The following is a 17,677-nucleotide window of genomic DNA, read 5'->3' on the forward strand; positions in this document are numbered from 1 at the left end:
ATGTCTCCTCAGATGCACACTTCCCCTACTCCCGCTCATTCGCTTCATCAGCAGGAGTCCCACACCACGCCCAGCCCCATCCTGTTCCTGATGGTGGGTGCGGCGACGTTGGGCACGCTCCTCTACGCGGGCTTTCTCCTCGATCCCGCGCACCGAGGGGATCTCCTGCCGTACTCCATGGTGCTCCTCGCCGAGAGCGTGTTGGTAGCTCAGGCGTTCTTTGGAATGTGGACCATCCTTTCCGGGGGTCACAACCCCCGCGACTTTGCTTACTTTCATAGCCGCGACGCGCTCTTCGGTGTCAATGCGAAGCGCCGCGGGCTGCCCCCGCCGCTGTGGCCAGTCGAACTCAACGGGAGGCCCGCGAGCGTGGACGTCTTCATCACCACGTGCGGAGAAGCGCCGTCGGTCATTCGCAGAACTGTACAGGCCGCGATTGAGATTCACGGCGTGCACCGGACGTGGATTCTCGACGACGGCCGGTCGGACGAGGTCCGCGCGATTGCCTCCGATGAGGGCGCCAGGTACGTGCGTCGGCTCAGTTCTGGAGGGGCCAAGGCCGGCAACATCAACCACGCGCTCACGCTCGCCAAGGGTGACTTCTTCGCTGTGTTCGACGCGGACTTTGTGCCGCGTCCGGGCTTCATCGAGGAGACGCTGCCTTTCTTTCACGACTCCAAGCTCGCCTTTGTGCAGACCCCGCAGAGCTACGGGAATCTCCACACCACCATCGCGCGCGGTGCGGCCTACATGCAGGCGGTGTTCTACCGCTTCATCCAGCCGGGGCGCAATCGGTTCAACGCAGCCTTTTGCGTGGGCACCAACGTCATGTTCCGCCGGGCCGCCATCGACGACGTGGGCGGCATCTACACCGACTCGAAGTCCGAGGATGTGTGGACATCGTTGATGCTTCACGAGGCCGGATGGAACTCGGTCTTCATCCCGGACGTGCTCGCCGTGGGCGACGCACCCGAGACCATCGAGGCGTACTCCAAGCAACAACTTAGGTGGGCGACCGGCGGCTTTGAGATTCTGCTCACCCACAACCCCCTGAGCCGTCACCGCAGGCTGTCACTCGAGCAGCGCATCCAGTACCTGGTGACGTCCACGTTCTACCTGACTGGCATCTGTCCCTTGATCCTGCTGATGCTGCCACCGCTCGAGATCTTCTTTGACCTGAAGCCGATGACGGTTGACACCACCGTGCTCACGTGGTTCCTCTACTACGCGGGCTTCTACCTGCTGCAGATCATCTTTGCCTGGTACACCCTGGGGTCCTTCCGGTGGGAAACACTGACGCTCGCGGCGGTCTCGTTCCCCATCTACGTCAAGGCGCTCACCAACGCGATCAAGCGCAAGGACGTCGGATGGCAGGCTACGGGCACAGCCAAGGGTTCGTCGCCGTTCAACTTCATCGTGCCGCAGGTACTGTTCTTCATCTTCCTGGCACTGACGAGCGTGGTGGGCATCTTCCGGGATATCGACAATGGATCGGTGGCATTGGCCACAGCGTGGAACGTCACCAACACCGTGATCCTCGGCGCATTTGTGCTGGCCGCGCTCCGCGAAAGCCGCGGCAAAGACGTGCCGCGTTCCGCCGCTTCCGATCACCGCCAAGAGCGGCCGATGCGCACTGTCGTGGCGCGGCCTGCTTCTACCTCTGTTGCTGCGCCGGCTCCGGCGAGCGCCGCGGTCCCTGTCGCCGCCAAGCAAGAACCAGCAGTTGAACCGGCGCGGTGGAGCACGCCGTTGCCGCGCCGGGTGAAGGGAATTGTGTCATGACCTGGGCCACACGCTTCAAGCTTGCGTTCGGCACGCTTGCCGTCCTTGTCGTCGTCGCGGCGGCGACTTACGTCTACACCGAGCGGGAGTCCACGGCGGTGTCGCAGACCGCCACCATCAGCGCGCAACAGTTGCCCGTGGGCACTGACTACGGCGGAAAGGTAGTCCGACAGTTCGTGGAGGAGGGTGACGCCGTTGTCGAGGGCGACGTGCTCTTCACCATCGAGAGTCTGCAGCGCAAGCGAGATCTCGAGGCCGATGCGAAGTCCGCAATCGATGAGGACGACGAGGATGCGAAGGACTTTGAAGCCAGTCCGTTGTGGTCCGTCACCGCCAGCGCGGACGGAACCGTCGCAGTGCTGCACGTGGGCCCCGGAGGCTACGTGCCGTCCGGAGGAATCGTCGCGGAGGTCGTTCAAGACGGCTCGCTCGAGGTCACCGCAGAGTTAGTGCTGAACCCTCGCGACCTCGACCGCCTCGAGGGCGGTGCCAGCGTCGAGCTGCGGTTGCCAGACCGCAGCATTGTGCCGGGAACCGTGGGGGACGTTCAGGTGGCCACCGAGGGGGGAAACGCTCGGGCATACGTCACTGTCGACAGTGGCGAGATTGCAGGCAGCGAGCCCACGGGACTGACAGCTCCAGGCACTCCGGTCCAAGTCACAGTGGACTTGAGAGACGATGGGCCATTGGCTGGCATGCGAGACTCGGCGCGCGACTTCCTGCACCGCATCGGCATCTGACATGAGGCCGCCCGTCCTTTCTAGGCTTGTGGCGATGAGCGCTGTCTTGTGCGCGTTCACTCTTGGTCTGACAGGTTGTGATTTTGGACAGCCCGAGCCTCAACCCGTCCCGTCTAGCGCCGTCATGACACCCACGAACATTGAGCAGTTGGTGGCAACTGTGCCGCACGAGTCCGTGGCAAGCCCCCCGCCGATGTCCCTTGCCGATGGTGTCATTCCGCCAACCAACCGGTGGTATTCGGCCCTGGCATTCAACGACCAGGCGAATCCGGTTTTTGCTACTCCACTGTCCTTCTCGCCAACGGGCGACGGCTTTGCGTTTGGGCTTCCCCGTGTGGCAGTCACCCCCGACGTCATCGCCGGGCCTGCGAACCTGGAGTTCGGCGTGGGGATTCACGGAGCGACGGCCCGCCCTCTCGTATCCCGCGCCGACCCCGTGAGCGTCGAGCTTGCGTACTTTGATCAGGCCGGAAAGAGAATCGCGAGGGTGACACTCGCGGCCGGGTGGCCGGTCGTGGGAGTGACGGCCGATGCTGCGACCAGCCTGATCATCCCCGGGGGCTTCGCCGAGCAGTCGCCGGCGGCTGGCGGCACCAGTCTGCCCCCGGAGCCGGCCCTCATCACGGGAGACATCAACGGCATCGAGTACGGGGCACTCGTCACGGGCGGCGTGTTTACCGGCGGCACGATCGACCTCCAACCCGGCGGCACCGCTCAGTTCTTCGCGACTCCGGACGGAAGTTCGGCCCAGAAGTTCGCGGCTGAACTCGGCGAGCCCGTGACGTCGGTCAACCTTGAGGTCGCGTCGAATGATGAAACGGCCACCACGCAGCTCACCTACAACAACCCAGGCGAGGGCACCGTGCTCGCGGTGCCGGCGTCGCGATCCGAGGACATGGAGTGCTCCTTGGGCTCGTACGCCACCATCAATGGCGTTGTCGAGGTCTGCGCGGGCCACCAGTCCACCTGGGAGGTGGCGGCGGTTGCTCCCGCAACGGAGCTCGATCTGTCGGACGTCTCGGAGGCGCAACGCGAGGCCATCACGACCGCCCTCAAGGAGGACCTCGCGGAGACCGGCACTCTTCCGGCGGATTCGTACTTTGGCGGCAAGGCGCTCTATCGGGTCGCGATGCTCGCCATGGTTGCCGACGCCCTCGACGAGCCGGATCTCCGCGCCTCGTTCCTCGACATTGTCATGCCCGCGCTCACCACGTGGACCGACCCTGAGGGCTGCGCAGAGCGCGACGTGCGCTGCTTTGTGTACGACGACGCGATGCGGGGAGTCGTGGGCAAGGAGGCATCGTTTGGCGCCGATCAGTTCAACGATCACCATTTTCACTACGGCTATTTCCTCAATGCCGCGGCGGTGGCGGTAGGCCTCCAGCCCTCGCTGGAGGAGGACATCGCGCCCGTGATGGACTTGCTCGCCGCAGACCTGGGCTCCGGGGCTGGAAGCGATTCGTTCCCTGAGTTGCGCACATTTGACCCCTTCGCGGGGCACTCCTGGGCGTCCGGTACCTCACCCTTCGCGGACGGCAACAACCAGGAGTCCAGCTCAGAGGCTGTGCTCGCCTGGAACGGGCTCGCGTCCTGGGCACGGGTGCGCGACGACGATGCCCTCGAGGCGACCGCGACGTGGATGCTATCCGCCGAGGCCGATGCCGCGGTACGCGGCTGGGTGCGTCCCGACCTCAGCGACTTTCCCGAATACTCGCATCCCGTGGTCGCACTCGAGTGGGGTGGCAAACGCGAGTACTCCACGTGGTTCAGCGCTGAGCCCTCCGCGATGCTCGGGATTCAACTGATCCCCATGGCGCCCATGGCGACCTATCTCACACCGCCGGACGACAAGGCACGTGACATCGCGCTGGCTTCACTGGACGAGGCGGCTGCCGGGGGATACTCCGTGGGTTTCGGTGACTACTTACTGATGTACCTGGCGCTCGCAGGGCCCGAGGACGCGGCGACGGCCTGGGACACCGCTGTTGCCTTGGACTCGGAGTTGATCGATGACGGTAACTCGCGGGCGTACATGCTGGCCTGGATTGCGAGCACCTGACCCTTCCTGCCTTGGCGGTACATGGATGCTGACACCGGCTTCAGAACCGCACTCATGTACCGCAAAGGTGCGATTCGCCTCGAGTCGCAGGCTCGGGATGGCGGGCGCGACCGCATTGAGGCACCAGCCTCCCGGCACTGGCACCTTGTTTTGGGGTCCGGTTGGCTAGCAGGGGTGGGAGACTGACAAGGTGAACGAACGCCTCGACAAGCCCGGCCTGCTGTACGGTGCTGGCGCCTACCTGATGTGGGGCCTATTCCCACTTCTCATGGCGGCGCTCAAGCCCGCGAGCGCGCTCGAGATCACTGCGAACCGCGCGGTCTGGTCACTCGTGGTCTGCCTCATTTTTGTGGCCTTCATGCGCTCCTGGAGGCAACTGCGCGTTGCGCTGAGCAACCGTAGGGTAGTTCTCACCCTCGCCGCTGCCGGCGGGTTCGTCGCCGTCAACTGGTTGCTCTACGTTTACGCGATCGTGAGTGACCACGTGAACTCGGCATCCCTCGGCTACTACATCAACCCACTGTTCACCGTGGCACTCGGCGTGATCGTGCTGGGCGAGAGGCTGCGCCGCCTGCAGATGGTCGCCATCGCGATCGGCCTGCTCGCGGTGATCGTGATCGGCGTGGGCCTGGGCGAGTTCCCCTGGATCTCACTGGCGCTCGCGACCTCGTTCGGCATCTACGGGCTGATCAAGAAGCGCGTGGGAGCGGAGGTCGACGCAGTCACCGGCCTGACAGTCGAGACGATGGTGCTGTTCCCCGTCGCCGTCATTGGCCTGTGGATCATGGCGGCCAACGATGGACTCACCTTTGGCCAGCGCGGCGCCGAGGGACTTGGCCTCAGCCACGACCTGCTGATGGTTTCCACGGGACTCTTCACCGCCGGAGCGCTCATTCTGTTCGCGGCTGGCGCACGTCGGCTGCCCCTCTACGTGACGGGGTTGCTGCAGTACATCGCGCCCACCATGATGTTCATCCTGGCCGTGTGGCACTTCAACGAGCCGATGCCGCCCAGCCGCTGGGCCGGTTTCGCCCTGATCTGGGTCGCACTGATCGTGCTGACCGTGGACGGCTTCCGCTCGCAGTCACGCAGGAAGATCCCCAAGACAGCCCCCGTGGGCGAGGTCGCCGAGCCGCTTTAGCCGCCTGCGCCAACTAGTCGGTGGATGAGCTGATGCCTGGGTCCGGCGATGAGCCAGAACCCGGCGTCGGTACCTGCGACGGGTCGGCATCGCCCACCGCGTCTCCGGGCTGGTCGGGAGCCATCGAAGGCGGCACTCCACCCCACAGCGATGCGGTCGGCTCGGGGATCGACGTCGGATCGGCCGCTCCTGGCAGGCACGTCGGCTCCGGGATGTCGTTCGGGTCGAAGGTGGACACGATCGAGAACGTCTCGCCGCCAGGGAGCCCGCTTACCCTCATCTCCACGCGCGTGGCTCCGACCACTTCCTCGAGCGACGGACCCGGGTCGCCTTCGTGAAGCCGAGTGGTCTCGACCCCACCTTCAGACGTCACCATCACATCAGTGACAGCCCCTTCCGGAACCGCACCCTCCCAATAGCCTGTGCCGCCCCCGTTGATGGTGATGTCGAATGTCGATGACAGTGCGTCGACGTCGATACCGTCAGGCACTGGATCCGTCACGACAGTGGTCCAGCCGTAGCCGACTAGGTATGGATTGACTCCATCCCAGATATCACCGCCGGCAGTCCCGTCTGACTGCCAATCCATCACCATCGCGTAGTCAAATTCATTGGAGAACCGGGGGGCCTGGTTCGCCACCTCGTATTCTCGACCGTCGTAGTCGAGGATGTACGCACCATCGTCATTTGCGGGGACGTCCAGGTACTTGCCATCGGGATAGACCACGACGACCTTCTTGTCCTGGATCTCGGGGCGCAGGTCGACGTAGACCCTAAAGAGGCCGTACGGACTAGCAATCGAGTCCAGGTTCGGTGGCAGATACGGATTGATCTCGCAGGCATCGGCACCAGCCGGCGCGACGGGAGCGTTCCGTCCACCCGGGACCGCCCACACCGCGGCCCCTACAGCACCAATCGCCAGCGCCGAGCCGGCCCCGGTACCCACCGCCCGCGTGGTGCGACGGCGGCGGATGGACTTCACGGCCCCTCGCTCGAAATCCCTTCCCAGGCCACCGGATCTCGCCACGGCATCGGCGTGGCTCCGGAAGCCCTCGTTAAACATGTCCTGTATCTGCGTCATGACTTCTTCCCTCCGTGCACGGCGACCACGTCGGCCCGCTCGCGCGAGTCGTCCCAGTCCTCGGTAATGTCGAGTTCTTGCGCCAGGTGAACCCTGGCGTTGGCGAGGTAGCGCTTGACAGTGCCGTCAGCGAGTCCCAACTGCGCGGCGACCTGCGTGACCGTGAGGTCGTCGAAGTACCTGAGCACCACGCACACCTGCTCGCGCGGGGCGAGGGTCCTGAGCGCCCGACGCAGGTCCACGCCCGCGTCTAGGTCCGAGATCTCTTGCGGGCGCTCGTAGGAACGGTTCATTGCCCGGCGACGCGCGGCGGCGGACCTGGTGCGGTCGATCACGATGCTCGGCATCGCCTTGCGCACGTAGGCGTGCGCCTCGTTCAACGAGCCGATGCTGCGGCGCTTGGAGAACGTCTTGACGATGGCGTCGTGGACCAGGTCCTCGGCGTCGCCGTCGCGGCCCACTAGCATCGCGCCGTACGCGACGAGTTGCGGTCCGCGGTCGCGGATCAGCTCGTCGACCAGTGGCTGCCAGTTCGCCATGTCTCCCCTTGTGTCGCACGGGTGACATCCGGCACGTGTGCCGGCAGCTCCCGCTGTGGTGTTCTTACTCTTCCAAACGGAGTCGGCCACCAAAGGGTTGTGGTGCCATTCTTAGCGGGTGGTCCAGCGCTCGATCAGGAAGGACTCCTCGCCACGAGTGAGACCCGCCTCGCGGTCGCGGTCGAAGCCGCGGACCCGCTCATCCTCGAGGCAGTCCTCTAAGGTCTCGCGCAACCGGCGACGGGTCATGCCCGCGTCGATCGCTCCCTGTCCGGAGAGGTGCGTGCGGCCGGTGGACGACTGCTTGGCTGCACCCAGGCCCTCTTCGGGCAGCCACCAGGGCAGCGATCGCGGGCCGCTGTTCGGCTGCACGCCTTGGTGAATGAGCCACTGTGAAGTCGCCGCGACCACGTCGCCTGTGTGCCCGCCCACGCTGCGAGCGAGAGCGATGAAGTCCTCAAACGAGATGTCCTCCCCGACCGCATTGATTGGTCCGGTGGTGCCAGCAACGATTGAGTCCAGAATCCAGTGGCTGAGGTCGCGCACGTCCAGCGCTCGGACGTTCACGTCTGGGGTGTCGGGGACCAGCACCGGTTCTGCGCCCGCGGTGTGGAAACGCGCGGGCCAGTAGCTGACGCGATCCGTCGGGTCGCCGGGTCCAGCGAGGATGCCCGGACGAGGGGCAAAGAGCTTGTCGCCCACGATGTCGCGGGTCACCCGCTCGCTGCTCACCTTTGCCTCGCCGTACACCTTCATGTCCGCATGCGAGCCACTGGGGAGCCGCGGCCGTAGCGGTGCCGACTCATCCGCGCCTGGCTCCATCCCAGCCGCATACACGGCGATCGATGAGACGTAGGTCCAGTGCGTTGCCCGCTCCCCGATGGCCTTCGCCGCGGCCTCCACCCAGGCAGGCTGCCAGCTCACCTCGATGACCGCGTCCCAGTCGCGATCCTGCACGTCGCGGTACGCGATCACCGAACGCCTGTCCGACCTGATGAACTCGACCCCCTCCGGGACCGTGCCAGACTCCCCTCGCGCGAGGCACGTCACCGAGTCTCCTCGGGCGAGGGCGAGTTCTGCGAGGGTGCGGCCCAGCCACTGGGTGCCGCCAAGAATGAGGATGTTTGCCATGTCCCCATTCAACACCGACTTCTCGCCGGCACGGACCCCCGCGCAACCGCGGGGCTAGGCGGCGCGAGCCACCAGTGCCTCGGCGAAAGCGGTCAGTGCGTTCTTGACGTCACCCTCGGGGAGGTTCGCGATCGACTCGATGGCTTGCGCGCTCCACCGACGTGCGAGCACCGCGGTCTGGTCGACCACGGGGTGCACGGCGAGTTCCGCGACTACCTCTTCGAGTGCTGAATCAGCGGTGAGGTCGCCGTCAATCTTCGCGAGCAGAGCGCGGTCGGCAGCTACTACCGCGGCGTCGAGCGGCACGCGTTCGCCACCGGGTTCAGCGGGGGCATCGGCCTCCGTGGCGATGCGTGCGCGAAGCAACAGTACGGGCATGGTCGGCACCTGCTCGCGCAGGTCCGTGCCCGGAGTCTTGCCGGTGGCCTCCGCACTGGAACGCACGTCGATCACGTCATCCGCGAGCTGGAAGGCGATGCCTGCGAGCTCTCCGTAGTTCGTCACCTGCTGGACGATGGAGGGCTCACAGCCCGCGAACATCGCACCAAAGCGTGCCGAGGTAGCGATCAGCGAGCCCGTCTTGTCCGCAAGCACCTGAATGTAATGGGCGGTGGGGTCTTCGCCCTCGACAGGTCCTACCGTCTCGTGAAGTTGACCGATACACAGGCGCTCGAAGGTCGCGGCCTGAATGCGCACGGCTTCCGGTCCTAGTCCGGCAACCACGCGAGAGGCCCGGGCAAACAGCAGATCACCGGTCAGGATCGCGACCGAGTTGCCCCACACCTCGTGCGCCGCGGGCGCGCCGCGACGCGTGGGCGCGGAGTCCATGACGTCATCGTGGTACAGCGTCGCCAGGTGGGTGAGCTCGCACACGACTGCGGACTCGACCACCTCGGGTCGCGTACCGTCGCCCAGCTGCGCGGTCAGCAGCGCGAGCATCGGACGTAGTCGCTTGCCGCCGGCGTTGACCAGATGACGGCTGGTGGCATCGGCCAGCGCGTCGGACTGCGTGACGGCGTCACGCAGTCGTTCCTCGACGATCTCCAGCCGGGGCTGGATGACGGCGTCGAGCGCAGTGTTACCGATCGGAAGGGCCATGCTTAACCGGCTACGCCGATCAGCAGGACAGCCGCGTTGTTAGCCGCGTCCAGGAACCAGCCCGGCACAATACCCAGCACCAACACGAGGATCATGGTGAGCACCACGACTGCGCGCGCGAGCGGCGAGTGGTCGACCTCGACGGCTTCCTCAGCGCCCTCGGGCACGTCGGTGAAGAACATCAGAATGATCAGACGCACGTAGAAGAACACCGATGCCGCCGAGGCGAGCACCGCGATCAACACGAGCACCCACGCCCCGCCATCAATGGCCGCGCTGAACGCCTGGAACTTACCGATGAAGCCAGCGGTCAACGGAATTCCGGCGAAGGACAGCAGGAACAGCGCCATCGCTCCGGCGAGGAGCGGTGAACGCTTGCCAAGTCCAGCCCACTGGCCGAGCCTGGTGGCCTCGCCGCCAATCGAGCCGTCCTCGGTGCGCTCGCGCACCTGAGTGACCACCGCGAAGGCGCCGATGGTGGCGACACCGTAGGTGACCAGGTACACCGGCAGCGCGCTAAGGGCCTGCGATGAGAATCCTCCGAACGCCACCAGGATGAACCCCGCGTGCGCGATGGACGAATAAGCGAGCATGCGCTTGATGTCCGTCTGGACCAGGGCCACGACGGTTCCGAGCACCATGGACGCGATCGCGACGGCCCAGAACAGCCACGACAGCTCCCAGCCGAGTGTGTAGAACGTCGTGTAGACGATGCGCAGTAAGGCGGCCGCGGCGGCAGCCTTAGTCGCAGCGGCCATGAATGCCGTCACCGGGGTGGGGGCACCCTGATAGGCATCCGGAGTCCACGAGTGGAACGGCACGGCGCCGAGCTTGAAGAGCAGGCCGACGATCACCATGACGGCACCGGTCAGCAGCAGCGGGTCAGTGCTAGCGGTCTGCTGAACCACGAGCGCGACACCCTCGTAGGACGACTGACCGGTCGCGCCGTAGAGCAGCGCCGCACCGAACAGGTAGAACGCAGAGGAGAACGCGCCCAGCAGGAAGTACTTCAGCGAGGCCTCGTGTGACAGCAGCCGGCGGCGACGTGACACCGCGACCATGATGTACAGCGGCAGCGAGAAGACCTCGAGCGCGACGAACAGGAAGATGAAGTCGGTCACCGAGGTAAACAGCATCATGCCGCCCACCGCGAACAACGCGAGCGGGAAGACCTCGGTCAGTTCGAAGCCCTTGCGGCGCGCGATGGTCTCGTCCTGCGACCCGGGCACCGAGGCGCCGAGGGGCGTGAAGGCGGACTCGCCCGCGGAGGTGCGGCTTGCGAAGAGCATTGCGCCAAAGATCCCGAACAGCAGGATGATGATCTGCCACAACAGCGACTGCCGGTCGACCGTGATCATGCCGTTCATCACGATGGTGCCGGCACCGTCAAGAGTCGCCCACTGAAGGACGGCAGCACCGGCGGCGACGAGCAGCGCGGCGATGGACAGGATGAACTGCACCACGCGACGGGTCGCGGGGGTACGAATGATCGCCTCGAGCAGCACGCCAAGGGCAGCCGCGCCGAGCACAATCATCATGGGAATGAGCGGTGCCCATTCGATGGTGGGGGTCACGAAGGTCATGAACCAGCCTCCTCAACACTCACGATGGACACAATGTCTTGGGCGGGCTCCCGCAGGTAGTTGATGGCGATCGCCGGGAAGAATCCGAGGATCAGCATCAGGCCGATGAGGGGCCAGGCCACCAGGCGTTCGCGCAGCGTGAGCTCGCGAGTCTTCTTGAGGCCCTTGGCTGTGGGACCGGTGAACACGCGCTGGTACATCCACAGGATGTAGACGGCGGCTAGCACCACGCCAACAGTGGCGAACGCGACGGCGACTGGAACGGCACCCCACGCTCCTACGAGCACCATGATCTCCGAGATGAACGGCGACAGACCCGGCAAGGCGAGCGCGCTCATGCCGATGATGAGGAACGTGCCCGCGAGTACGGGCACCACCTTCTGCAGTCCACCAAAGTCGCTGATGTTCGCGGAGCCACGACGCGCGATCAGGAAGCCGACCACAAAGAACAGCGCACCGGTCGAGAGTCCGTGGTTAAACATGTACAGCGAGGCGCCCTCGATGGACGTCTGCTGGAACGCGAAGATGCCGAGCACCATGATGCCAAAGTGGCTGATCGAGGTGAAGGACACCAGGCGCAGCATGTTCTCCTGGCCGATGGCGAGCAGGGCGCCGTACAGCACCGAGATCACCGCGAACACGATGATCACTGGCGCAGCCCAGCGGGCGGCGTCGGGGAACAGCACGAGACACAGCGTGAGCATGCCGAACGTACCGATCTTGTCCAGGACCGCGACCAGCAGTGCCGTGGTGCCGACGCGAGCGGTCTCCGCGACATCGGGCAGCCACGTGTGGACCGGGAACATCGGCGCCTTGATGGCAAACGCCAAGAAGAACGCGAGGAAGATCAATCGCTCAGTGGTGGTCGAGAAGTCGATCCCCGTGAGGTTGTCCGTCAGGAAGCCCTGCGGGCCACCCGGACCCTGGAAGTACAGGGCGATGACGCCCACGAGCATGATGAGCCCGCCGACCAGCGAGAAGATCAGGAACTTCACCGCTGCGTAGCGGCGCTGAAGCCCGCCGAACATGCCGATCAGGAAGTACAGCGGGATCAGCATTGCCTCGAACATGACGTAGAACAGGAAGACGTCGCGAGCGACGAAGATTCCCACCATGAACGCCTGGCTGAGCAGGATGAGCGCGAGGTAGTTGGTGCGCTTCTTGACGTCGCGGTCCTCGCGCCAGCCAGCCAGGATGGCCAGCGGGGTGAGGATGACGGCGAGGATGACCATGGACAGGCCGATGCCGTTGACGCCCAGCGCCCACGAGGTGCCGATCTGCGGGATCCAGCTGTGCGTCTCAGCGAACTGGAACGTGCCGGCCGCATCGCGGTCGAACTGCAGGAACATCACCGCGGCGAGGATCAGTTCGACGGCGGTAAAGCCGATCGCGATCTCGCGCACACGTCCACGCGCCTGTGTGGGCAGGGCCCAGAGCACCGCCGCGCCAACGGCGGGCAGGGCGATAAGTACGGTCAGGAATGGAAACATGGTTTAGAGACCTCCCTGGACCACAATGATGACAAGTATGACGAGGCCGACCAGCATGGTCGCGGCGTAGCCGCGCACCTGGCCTGTCTGCATCTTGCGCGTGACCTCACCGGTCTTGGCGATGCCCGCGGCGGTGCCGTTGGCGGCGCCGTCGACCACTGCAGCATCGGCGTAGACGAGGGTGCGCGTGAGGTGCTGACCGGGACGCTGGAACACGGCACGATTGACTGAGTCCTGGAACATGTCGTTGCGCGCGGCGATGGTGATCAGCGAGGCGGCGGGCGCCTCGATCGGAACATCCGCGACACCGTACTTGCGCCAGGCTACGAAGATCCCGATGGCGACCAGAACGAGCGTTGCAATGATCAGCACCATGGGTGCGATCACCGGTTCGCCGTGCTCGGCGTGACCGGTGACGGGCTCGAGCCAGTCCACAAAACGGTCGCCGCTGGCGAGGATGAGTCCCAGGAACGCGGAACCGACGGCGAGGATGATCATCGGCACCGTCATCATGAGCTTGGACTCGTGCGGGTGCTGGTCGTCCTCCCAACGGGCCTTGCCGTGGAACGTCATGAAGAACAGTCGCGACATGTAGAACGCGGTCAGACCCGCACCGATGAGGGCGGCCAGGCCAAAGACCCAGGGCTGCCAGCCCTCGCCGACGAAGGCGGCCTCGATGATTTTGTCCTTGGAGAAGAATCCGGAGAATGGCGGGATGCCCATGATGGCGAGCCAGCCGGCTCCGAACGTCACCCACGTGACGACCATCGCGGCGCGCAGTGCGCCGAAGCGGCGCATATTTACGCGATCGTTCATGCCGTGCATCACGGAGCCGGCACCGAGGAACATGCCAGCCTTGAAGAAGCCGTGCGTGACCAGGTGGAAGATCGCGAACGCATAGCCGATAGGGCCAAGGCCCGCGGCAAGCATCATGTAACCGATCTGCGACATGGTCGACGCGGCGAGCGCCTTTTTGATGTCGTCCTTGGCCATACCGATCACGGCACCGAGGATGAGGGTGAAGGCCCCAACTGCGGCGACCACCACTCGAGCATCGGGCGCGCCGTTGAAGATGGCAGCGGAGCGGACGATCAGGTAGACACCCGCGGTCACCATGGTCGCGGCGTGGATCAGCGCGGATACCGGCGTGGGGCCGGCCATCGCGTCACCCAGCCAGGACTGCAGCGGGAACTGCGCGGACTTACCGGTGGCGGCGAGCAAGAGCATGAGGCCGATGGCAGTCAGGGTGGCCTCGGAGGCACCACTGACGCCACCGAAGACGGTGTCGAAGTCGAGGTTGCCGAACGCCGCGAACATCAGGCCCATCGCGATGATGAGGCCGATGTCACCGATGCGGTTGACCACGAAGGCCTTCTTGGCGGCGGTCGCGTATTCGGGCTTGAAGTTCCAGAAGCCGATGAGCAGGTACGACGCCAGACCGACGCCCTCCCAGCCGACGAACAGCAGCAGGAACGAGTCCGCGAGCACCAGCAGCAGCATCGCGGCCACGAACAGGTTCAGGTACGCGAAGAAGATGCGGCGGTTCGCGTCGTCCTCCATGTAGGCCACGGAGTAGATGTGGATCAGCGTGCCGACAAAAGTAATCAGCAGGACGAAGGTCAGCGACAGCGGGTCGACCAGCAACCCCGCGTCGAGGTGCATCTCACCGCCGGGGATCCACTCGAACAGGTGCACGTTGATGGCGCGGTCGTCCGCAGGGCGGCTGATCATCTGGAGGAAGGCGATGAGGCCCACAAGGAACGCCGATGCCGATGCGGCGACGCCCATCCAGTGGCCCCAAGAGTTGGCTCGCTTGCCGGCCAGGAGCAACACGAATGCGCTCGCTAGCGGCACGGCAATCAAGAGCCAGGACAAGTCCAGCATGCTTAACCCCTCAGTTCTGCGGGCTCGTCGAGCGAGATGCTCTGGCGGGTACGGAAGACGGCGATGATGATCGCAAGGCCAACCACGACTTCGGCTGCGGCGACCACCATGACGAAGAACGCCATGACCTGGCCGTCGACTTCGCCGTGGATGCGGGAGAACGACACGAGCGCAAGGTTCGCGGCGTTGAGCATGAGCTCCACGCCCATGAATGCCACGATCGCGTTGCGGCGGGTCAGCACGGCGGCGGAACCGATCGCGAACAGGATGGCCGCGAGGTACACGAAGCTGATGGGATCCATTACTCGCCCTTCCCTTCGGAACTATCAGGCTTGCTCGTGTCTACCGCGGAGTCAGGCGCGGAAGCAGGTGGGGATGCGAGCGAGGGGCCGGCCGCGTCCTCGAGCTGAGCGCGGAACTCGGAACCGTCCTGCGTCTGGTCACGCACCTCAAGCACGCGCGAGACTGAGTCCGGAATCGGGTTGCCCTGAGGGTCGAGCGCCGGGATGTCCAGCGCGTTGTGACGCGCGTAGTAGCCGGGCATGGGGCGGTTGACCGGGTCAGCACCGACCTTGACTCGCGAGGCGGAGATTTCCTTCTGGGTGTGACGCGGGCGCAACTGCGGCATGTGCGTCATCACGAGCGCGCCGATGGCGGCGGTGATGAGCAGTGCGCCCAGCACCTCCATCACCAATACGTACTTGGAGAACAGCACACCGGCAATGACGTCGGGGTCACCGGTCACGGGAGACGAGGACACGGGCAGCGTCACGCGAGCGACGATCGAGATCAAGAAGATGCCCAGGCCACCCGCAGCGAACAGCGCGATCCAACGCTGGCCCTTGATGGTCTCCGTGAGGTCCTCGCGCTGGTCGACACCGACCAGCATCAGGACGAACACAAACAGCATCATCACGGCGCCCGTGTAGACGACGATCTGGACCACGCCGAGGAAGGGGGCGTCGAGACCTACATAGGCGGTGGCCAGGCCGACCATCACGAGCACGATCGACATTGCGATGTGTACGGCCTTCTTAGCGAACAGCAGTGACAGCGCTGGCGGAACCGTCAGCAGCGCGACGGCCCAGAAGAGGAACGGATTAATCACGGCCGCCCTCCGATGCAGCGGTAGCAGCCTTGACGTTCTCCGGCAGCGTCGGGTCGTCGGAACGGTGCTCGCGCACCCACTCGATCTGCTCCTCGACGGGCTCGGTGACCTCTTGGCGGTAGTAATTGTCGTCCGTAGTGCCGGGCACCATGGGGTGCGGCGCGGCGAGCATGTTCTTGCCCATCGGCGCGAGGAGGTCCTGCTTCTCATAGATGAGGCCCTCACGCGTCGGACCGGCCAGCTCGTACTCATTGGTCATGGTCAGCGCGCGGGTGGGGCACGCCTCGATGCACAAGCCGCAGAAGATGCAGCGTAGGTAATTGATCTGGTAGACCCGGCCGTAGCGCTCGCCGGGACTGACCTGGTTGTCAGCGGTGTTCGAGTCGCCCTCGACGTAGATCGCATCCGCGGGGCAGGCCCACGCACACAGCTCGCAGCCGATGCACTTCTCGAGACCGTCGGGGTGCCGGTTGAGTTGGTGGCGACCGTGATAGCGCGGCATGGGTGGCGTCTTGACGCGCGGGTACTGCTCCGTGACCGTGGGTCGGAAGAAGTTGCGCAGGGTGACGCCGAATCCGGCTACGGGTGCGAAGGTCTGACCAATCGCGCCCTTCTTAGGAAGGTTCGACTCGAACGGCTTAGTCTGCCCGTCGCGTTCGCGGTTCACTTCCCAGACGTCGTCTGATTTAGGCATCGGCGTCCTCCTCTTGCGTGGCGGTGTGCGCGTCGACCGTACGGCCTGAACGCGGTGAAGGCGGTAGTGACTGGTGTGGGAGCGGCGGGACCGGATAGCCGCCGGCGAACGCGTCGAGCGTCTCCGGCTCGGTCTCGCGTCCGGCGAGTTCCTCGTTCTCCTTGTTCTTGCGTGCGTCGCTCACAAAGCTCCACACCGCAATGACGACCAGGATGCCGATGAACCCGGCCAACGCATCGAACACGTTGAGGTCGCGGCCCAACGAGCTGAAGGCCTGGCGACCAACCGCGAAGAATACGAGCCAGCCGAGTCCGACGGGAATGAGGACCTTCCAACCAATCTTCATGAACTGGTCGTAACGGAAACGCAGCACGGAGCCGCGGATCCACACGAACACAAACATGAGCAGCCAGATCTTGAGGATCAGCCAAATGGGCGGGAAGATACCCGAGTTGAGCATCTCTGCCCCTGGCCACGATGACGCCCACGGCGCTCGCCAACCACCCATGAAGAGTACGGAGGCGACGGCGGAGACGTTGATCATGTTCATGTACTCGGCCAGGAAGAACCACGCGAACTTGATGGACGAGTACTCGGTCATGAAGCCGGCGACCAGCTCACCCTCGGCCTCGGGGAGGTCGAAGGGCAGGCGGTTGGTCTCTCCGACCATCGAGATCACGTAAAGAATGAAGGCGGGAAGCAGCGGCCAAATCCACCAGCGGTCTGCCTGCGAGTCCACAATGTCTGCGGTGGACATCGAGCCCGCGAGCATGAACACCGTCACGAGCGATAGGCCCATGGCCAGCTCGTAGGAGATGATCTGTGCTGTCGAGCGGATCGAGCCCATCAGCGGGTAGGTCGAGCCCGAAGCCCAGCCACCCAGCACGATGCCGTAGACACCGATCGCGGCGCACGCGAGGATGAACAGCACACCCACGGAGATGTCCGTGAGCTGGAGCGGGGTGACCTCGTCGGTACCGATAATGCGCGTGGCAGGGCCAAACGGGATCACAGAGAAGATCAGCAGCGCGGAGAACACGGAGATCATGGGGGCCGCGATGTAGAGCACCTTGTCCGCGGCACGCACCGTGATGTCTTCCTTGAACATCAGCTTCATGGCGTCGGCGACCGACTGCAGCAGACCGAAGGGCCCATGCACGTTAGGGCCGGGACGCTCCTGCAAGCGACCGATCACACGACGCTCAAACCAGACCGCGAAGAGCACGGATACCAGGAGGAACACCAGAATCAGCACGGCCTTGATGATGACGATCCACATCGAGTCGGCGGCCAGAGAGTCCTGGTCCAGCGTCGGGTCGACAGCGCTGGGAAGAAGATTCATGCCGG

At 64.8% G+C, this 17,677-nt stretch carries 15 protein-coding genes; 4 read left to right on the forward strand and 11 right to left on the reverse strand.

Annotated features, from left to right (window positions below; translation table 11 throughout):
• The first annotated feature begins 12 nt into the window (after window positions 1-12).
• From AOP77_RS03925 to rarD, 4 genes are all read left to right on the forward strand, one after another.
• Window positions 13-1,782, forward strand: coding sequence for a glycosyltransferase family 2 protein (locus AOP77_RS03925; protein WP_236685745.1), 1,770 nt, complete (start codon window positions 13-15; stop codon window positions 1,780-1,782).
• Window positions 1,779-2,522, forward strand: a complete 744-nt coding sequence (locus AOP77_RS03930; RefSeq protein ID WP_062209587.1) for an efflux RND transporter periplasmic adaptor subunit — start codon at window positions 1,779-1,781, stop codon at window positions 2,520-2,522. The genes AOP77_RS03925 and AOP77_RS03930 overlap by 4 nt, the downstream gene beginning before the upstream one ends.
• 124 nt (window positions 2,523-2,646) lie before the next feature.
• Window positions 2,647-4,581 (forward strand): glycosyl hydrolase, encoded by a 1,935-nt coding sequence (locus AOP77_RS03935; RefSeq protein WP_160300040.1) that lies wholly within the window; start codon window positions 2,647-2,649, stop codon window positions 4,579-4,581.
• A 190-nt stretch (window positions 4,582-4,771) separates the two neighbouring features.
• Entirely contained in the window at window positions 4,772-5,722 is a 951-nt protein-coding gene (rarD, locus tag AOP77_RS03940; protein ID WP_062209592.1) for an EamA family transporter RarD, read from the forward strand.
• Between the two features lie 13 nt (window positions 5,723-5,735).
• Here rarD and AOP77_RS03945 read toward each other — a convergent pair whose 3' ends face one another.
• The 11 genes from AOP77_RS03945 to nuoH form a co-directional block, all read right to left on the reverse strand.
• Window positions 5,736-6,803, reverse strand: a complete 1,068-nt coding sequence (locus AOP77_RS03945) for a hypothetical protein (RefSeq protein ID WP_061963456.1) — start codon at window positions 6,801-6,803, stop codon at window positions 5,736-5,738.
• Window positions 6,800-7,342 (reverse strand): sigma-70 family RNA polymerase sigma factor, encoded by a 543-nt coding sequence (locus AOP77_RS03950; protein ID WP_061963454.1) that lies wholly within the window; start codon window positions 7,340-7,342, stop codon window positions 6,800-6,802. Before AOP77_RS03950 ends, AOP77_RS03945 begins: the two co-directional genes overlap by 4 nt.
• 111 nt (window positions 7,343-7,453) lie before the next feature.
• The gene (locus AOP77_RS03955; RefSeq protein WP_061963452.1) at window positions 7,454-8,473 is read right to left on the reverse strand and encodes an NAD-dependent epimerase/dehydratase family protein; all 1,020 of its coding nucleotides are present in this window, start codon (window positions 8,471-8,473) and stop codon (window positions 7,454-7,456) included.
• A 54-nt stretch (window positions 8,474-8,527) separates the two neighbouring features.
• Window positions 8,528-9,571 (reverse strand): polyprenyl synthetase family protein, encoded by a 1,044-nt coding sequence (locus AOP77_RS03960; RefSeq protein WP_061963449.1) that lies wholly within the window; start codon window positions 9,569-9,571, stop codon window positions 8,528-8,530.
• Window positions 9,572-9,573: 2 nt separating this feature from the next.
• Window positions 9,574-11,154 (reverse strand): NADH-quinone oxidoreductase subunit NuoN, encoded by a 1,581-nt coding sequence (gene nuoN, locus AOP77_RS03965; RefSeq protein WP_062209595.1) that lies wholly within the window; start codon window positions 11,152-11,154, stop codon window positions 9,574-9,576.
• Window positions 11,151-12,644 (reverse strand): NADH-quinone oxidoreductase subunit M, encoded by a 1,494-nt coding sequence (locus AOP77_RS03970; protein WP_062209598.1) that lies wholly within the window; start codon window positions 12,642-12,644, stop codon window positions 11,151-11,153. Before AOP77_RS03970 ends, nuoN begins: the two co-directional genes overlap by 4 nt.
• Before the next feature lie 3 nt (window positions 12,645-12,647).
• On the reverse strand, window positions 12,648-14,528 hold the full coding sequence (gene nuoL / locus AOP77_RS03975; RefSeq protein ID WP_062209601.1) for an NADH-quinone oxidoreductase subunit L: 1,881 nt from the start codon (window positions 14,526-14,528) through the stop codon (window positions 12,648-12,650).
• A 2-nt stretch (window positions 14,529-14,530) separates the two neighbouring features.
• Window positions 14,531-14,830 carry an NADH-quinone oxidoreductase subunit NuoK gene (gene nuoK, locus AOP77_RS03980; protein ID WP_062209604.1) on the reverse strand — a complete coding sequence of 100 codons (300 nt, stop codon included), beginning with the start codon at window positions 14,828-14,830 and terminating at the stop codon, window positions 14,531-14,533.
• Window positions 14,830-15,636, reverse strand: a complete 807-nt coding sequence (locus AOP77_RS03985) for an NADH-quinone oxidoreductase subunit J (RefSeq protein ID WP_062209607.1) — start codon at window positions 15,634-15,636, stop codon at window positions 14,830-14,832. The genes nuoK and AOP77_RS03985 overlap by 1 nt, the downstream gene beginning before the upstream one ends.
• The gene (gene nuoI, locus AOP77_RS03990) at window positions 15,629-16,330 is read right to left on the reverse strand and encodes an NADH-quinone oxidoreductase subunit NuoI (RefSeq protein WP_062209610.1); all 702 of its coding nucleotides are present in this window, start codon (window positions 16,328-16,330) and stop codon (window positions 15,629-15,631) included. Before nuoI ends, AOP77_RS03985 begins: the two co-directional genes overlap by 8 nt.
• Window positions 16,323-17,672, reverse strand: coding sequence for an NADH-quinone oxidoreductase subunit NuoH (gene nuoH, locus AOP77_RS03995; protein ID WP_062211431.1), 1,350 nt, complete (start codon window positions 17,670-17,672; stop codon window positions 16,323-16,325). The genes nuoI and nuoH overlap by 8 nt, the downstream gene beginning before the upstream one ends.
• Between the last annotated feature and the right edge of the window lie 5 nt (window positions 17,673-17,677).

The sequence above is a fragment of the Demequina oxidasica genome, assembly GCF_000975115.1.
Taxonomy (GTDB): Bacteria; Actinomycetota; Actinomycetes; order Actinomycetales; family Demequinaceae; genus Demequina; species Demequina oxidasica.

Coding starts and splice junctions, on each gene's coding strand:
- AOP77_RS03925 (WP_236685745.1), top strand. CDS start 13: ATGCACACTTCCCCTACTCCCGCTCATTCGCTTCATCAGCAGGAGTCC.
- AOP77_RS03930 (WP_062209587.1), top strand. CDS start 1,779: ATGACCTGGGCCACACGCTTCAAGCTTGCGTTCGGCACGCTTGCCGTC.
- AOP77_RS03935 (WP_160300040.1), top strand. CDS start 2,647: ATGACACCCACGAACATTGAGCAGTTGGTGGCAACTGTGCCGCACGAG.
- AOP77_RS03945 (WP_061963456.1), bottom strand. CDS start 6,803: ATGACGCAGATACAGGACATGTTTAACGAGGGCTTCCGGAGCCACGCC.
- AOP77_RS03950 (WP_061963454.1), bottom strand. CDS start 7,342: ATGGCGAACTGGCAGCCACTGGTCGACGAGCTGATCCGCGACCGCGGA.
- AOP77_RS03955 (WP_061963452.1), bottom strand. CDS start 8,473: ATGGCAAACATCCTCATTCTTGGCGGCACCCAGTGGCTGGGCCGCACC.
- AOP77_RS03960 (WP_061963449.1), bottom strand. CDS start 9,571: ATGGCCCTTCCGATCGGTAACACTGCGCTCGACGCCGTCATCCAGCCC.
- nuoN (WP_062209595.1), bottom strand. CDS start 11,154: ATGACCTTCGTGACCCCCACCATCGAATGGGCACCGCTCATTCCCATG.
- AOP77_RS03970 (WP_062209598.1), bottom strand. CDS start 12,644: ATGTTTCCATTCCTGACCGTACTTATCGCCCTGCCCGCCGTTGGCGCG.
- nuoL (WP_062209601.1), bottom strand. CDS start 14,528: ATGCTGGACTTGTCCTGGCTCTTGATTGCCGTGCCGCTAGCGAGCGCA.
- nuoK (WP_062209604.1), bottom strand. CDS start 14,830: ATGGATCCCATCAGCTTCGTGTACCTCGCGGCCATCCTGTTCGCGATC.
- nuoI (WP_062209610.1), bottom strand. CDS start 16,330: ATGCCTAAATCAGACGACGTCTGGGAAGTGAACCGCGAACGCGACGGG.
- nuoH (WP_062211431.1), bottom strand. CDS start 17,672: ATGAATCTTCTTCCCAGCGCTGTCGACCCGACGCTGGACCAGGACTCT.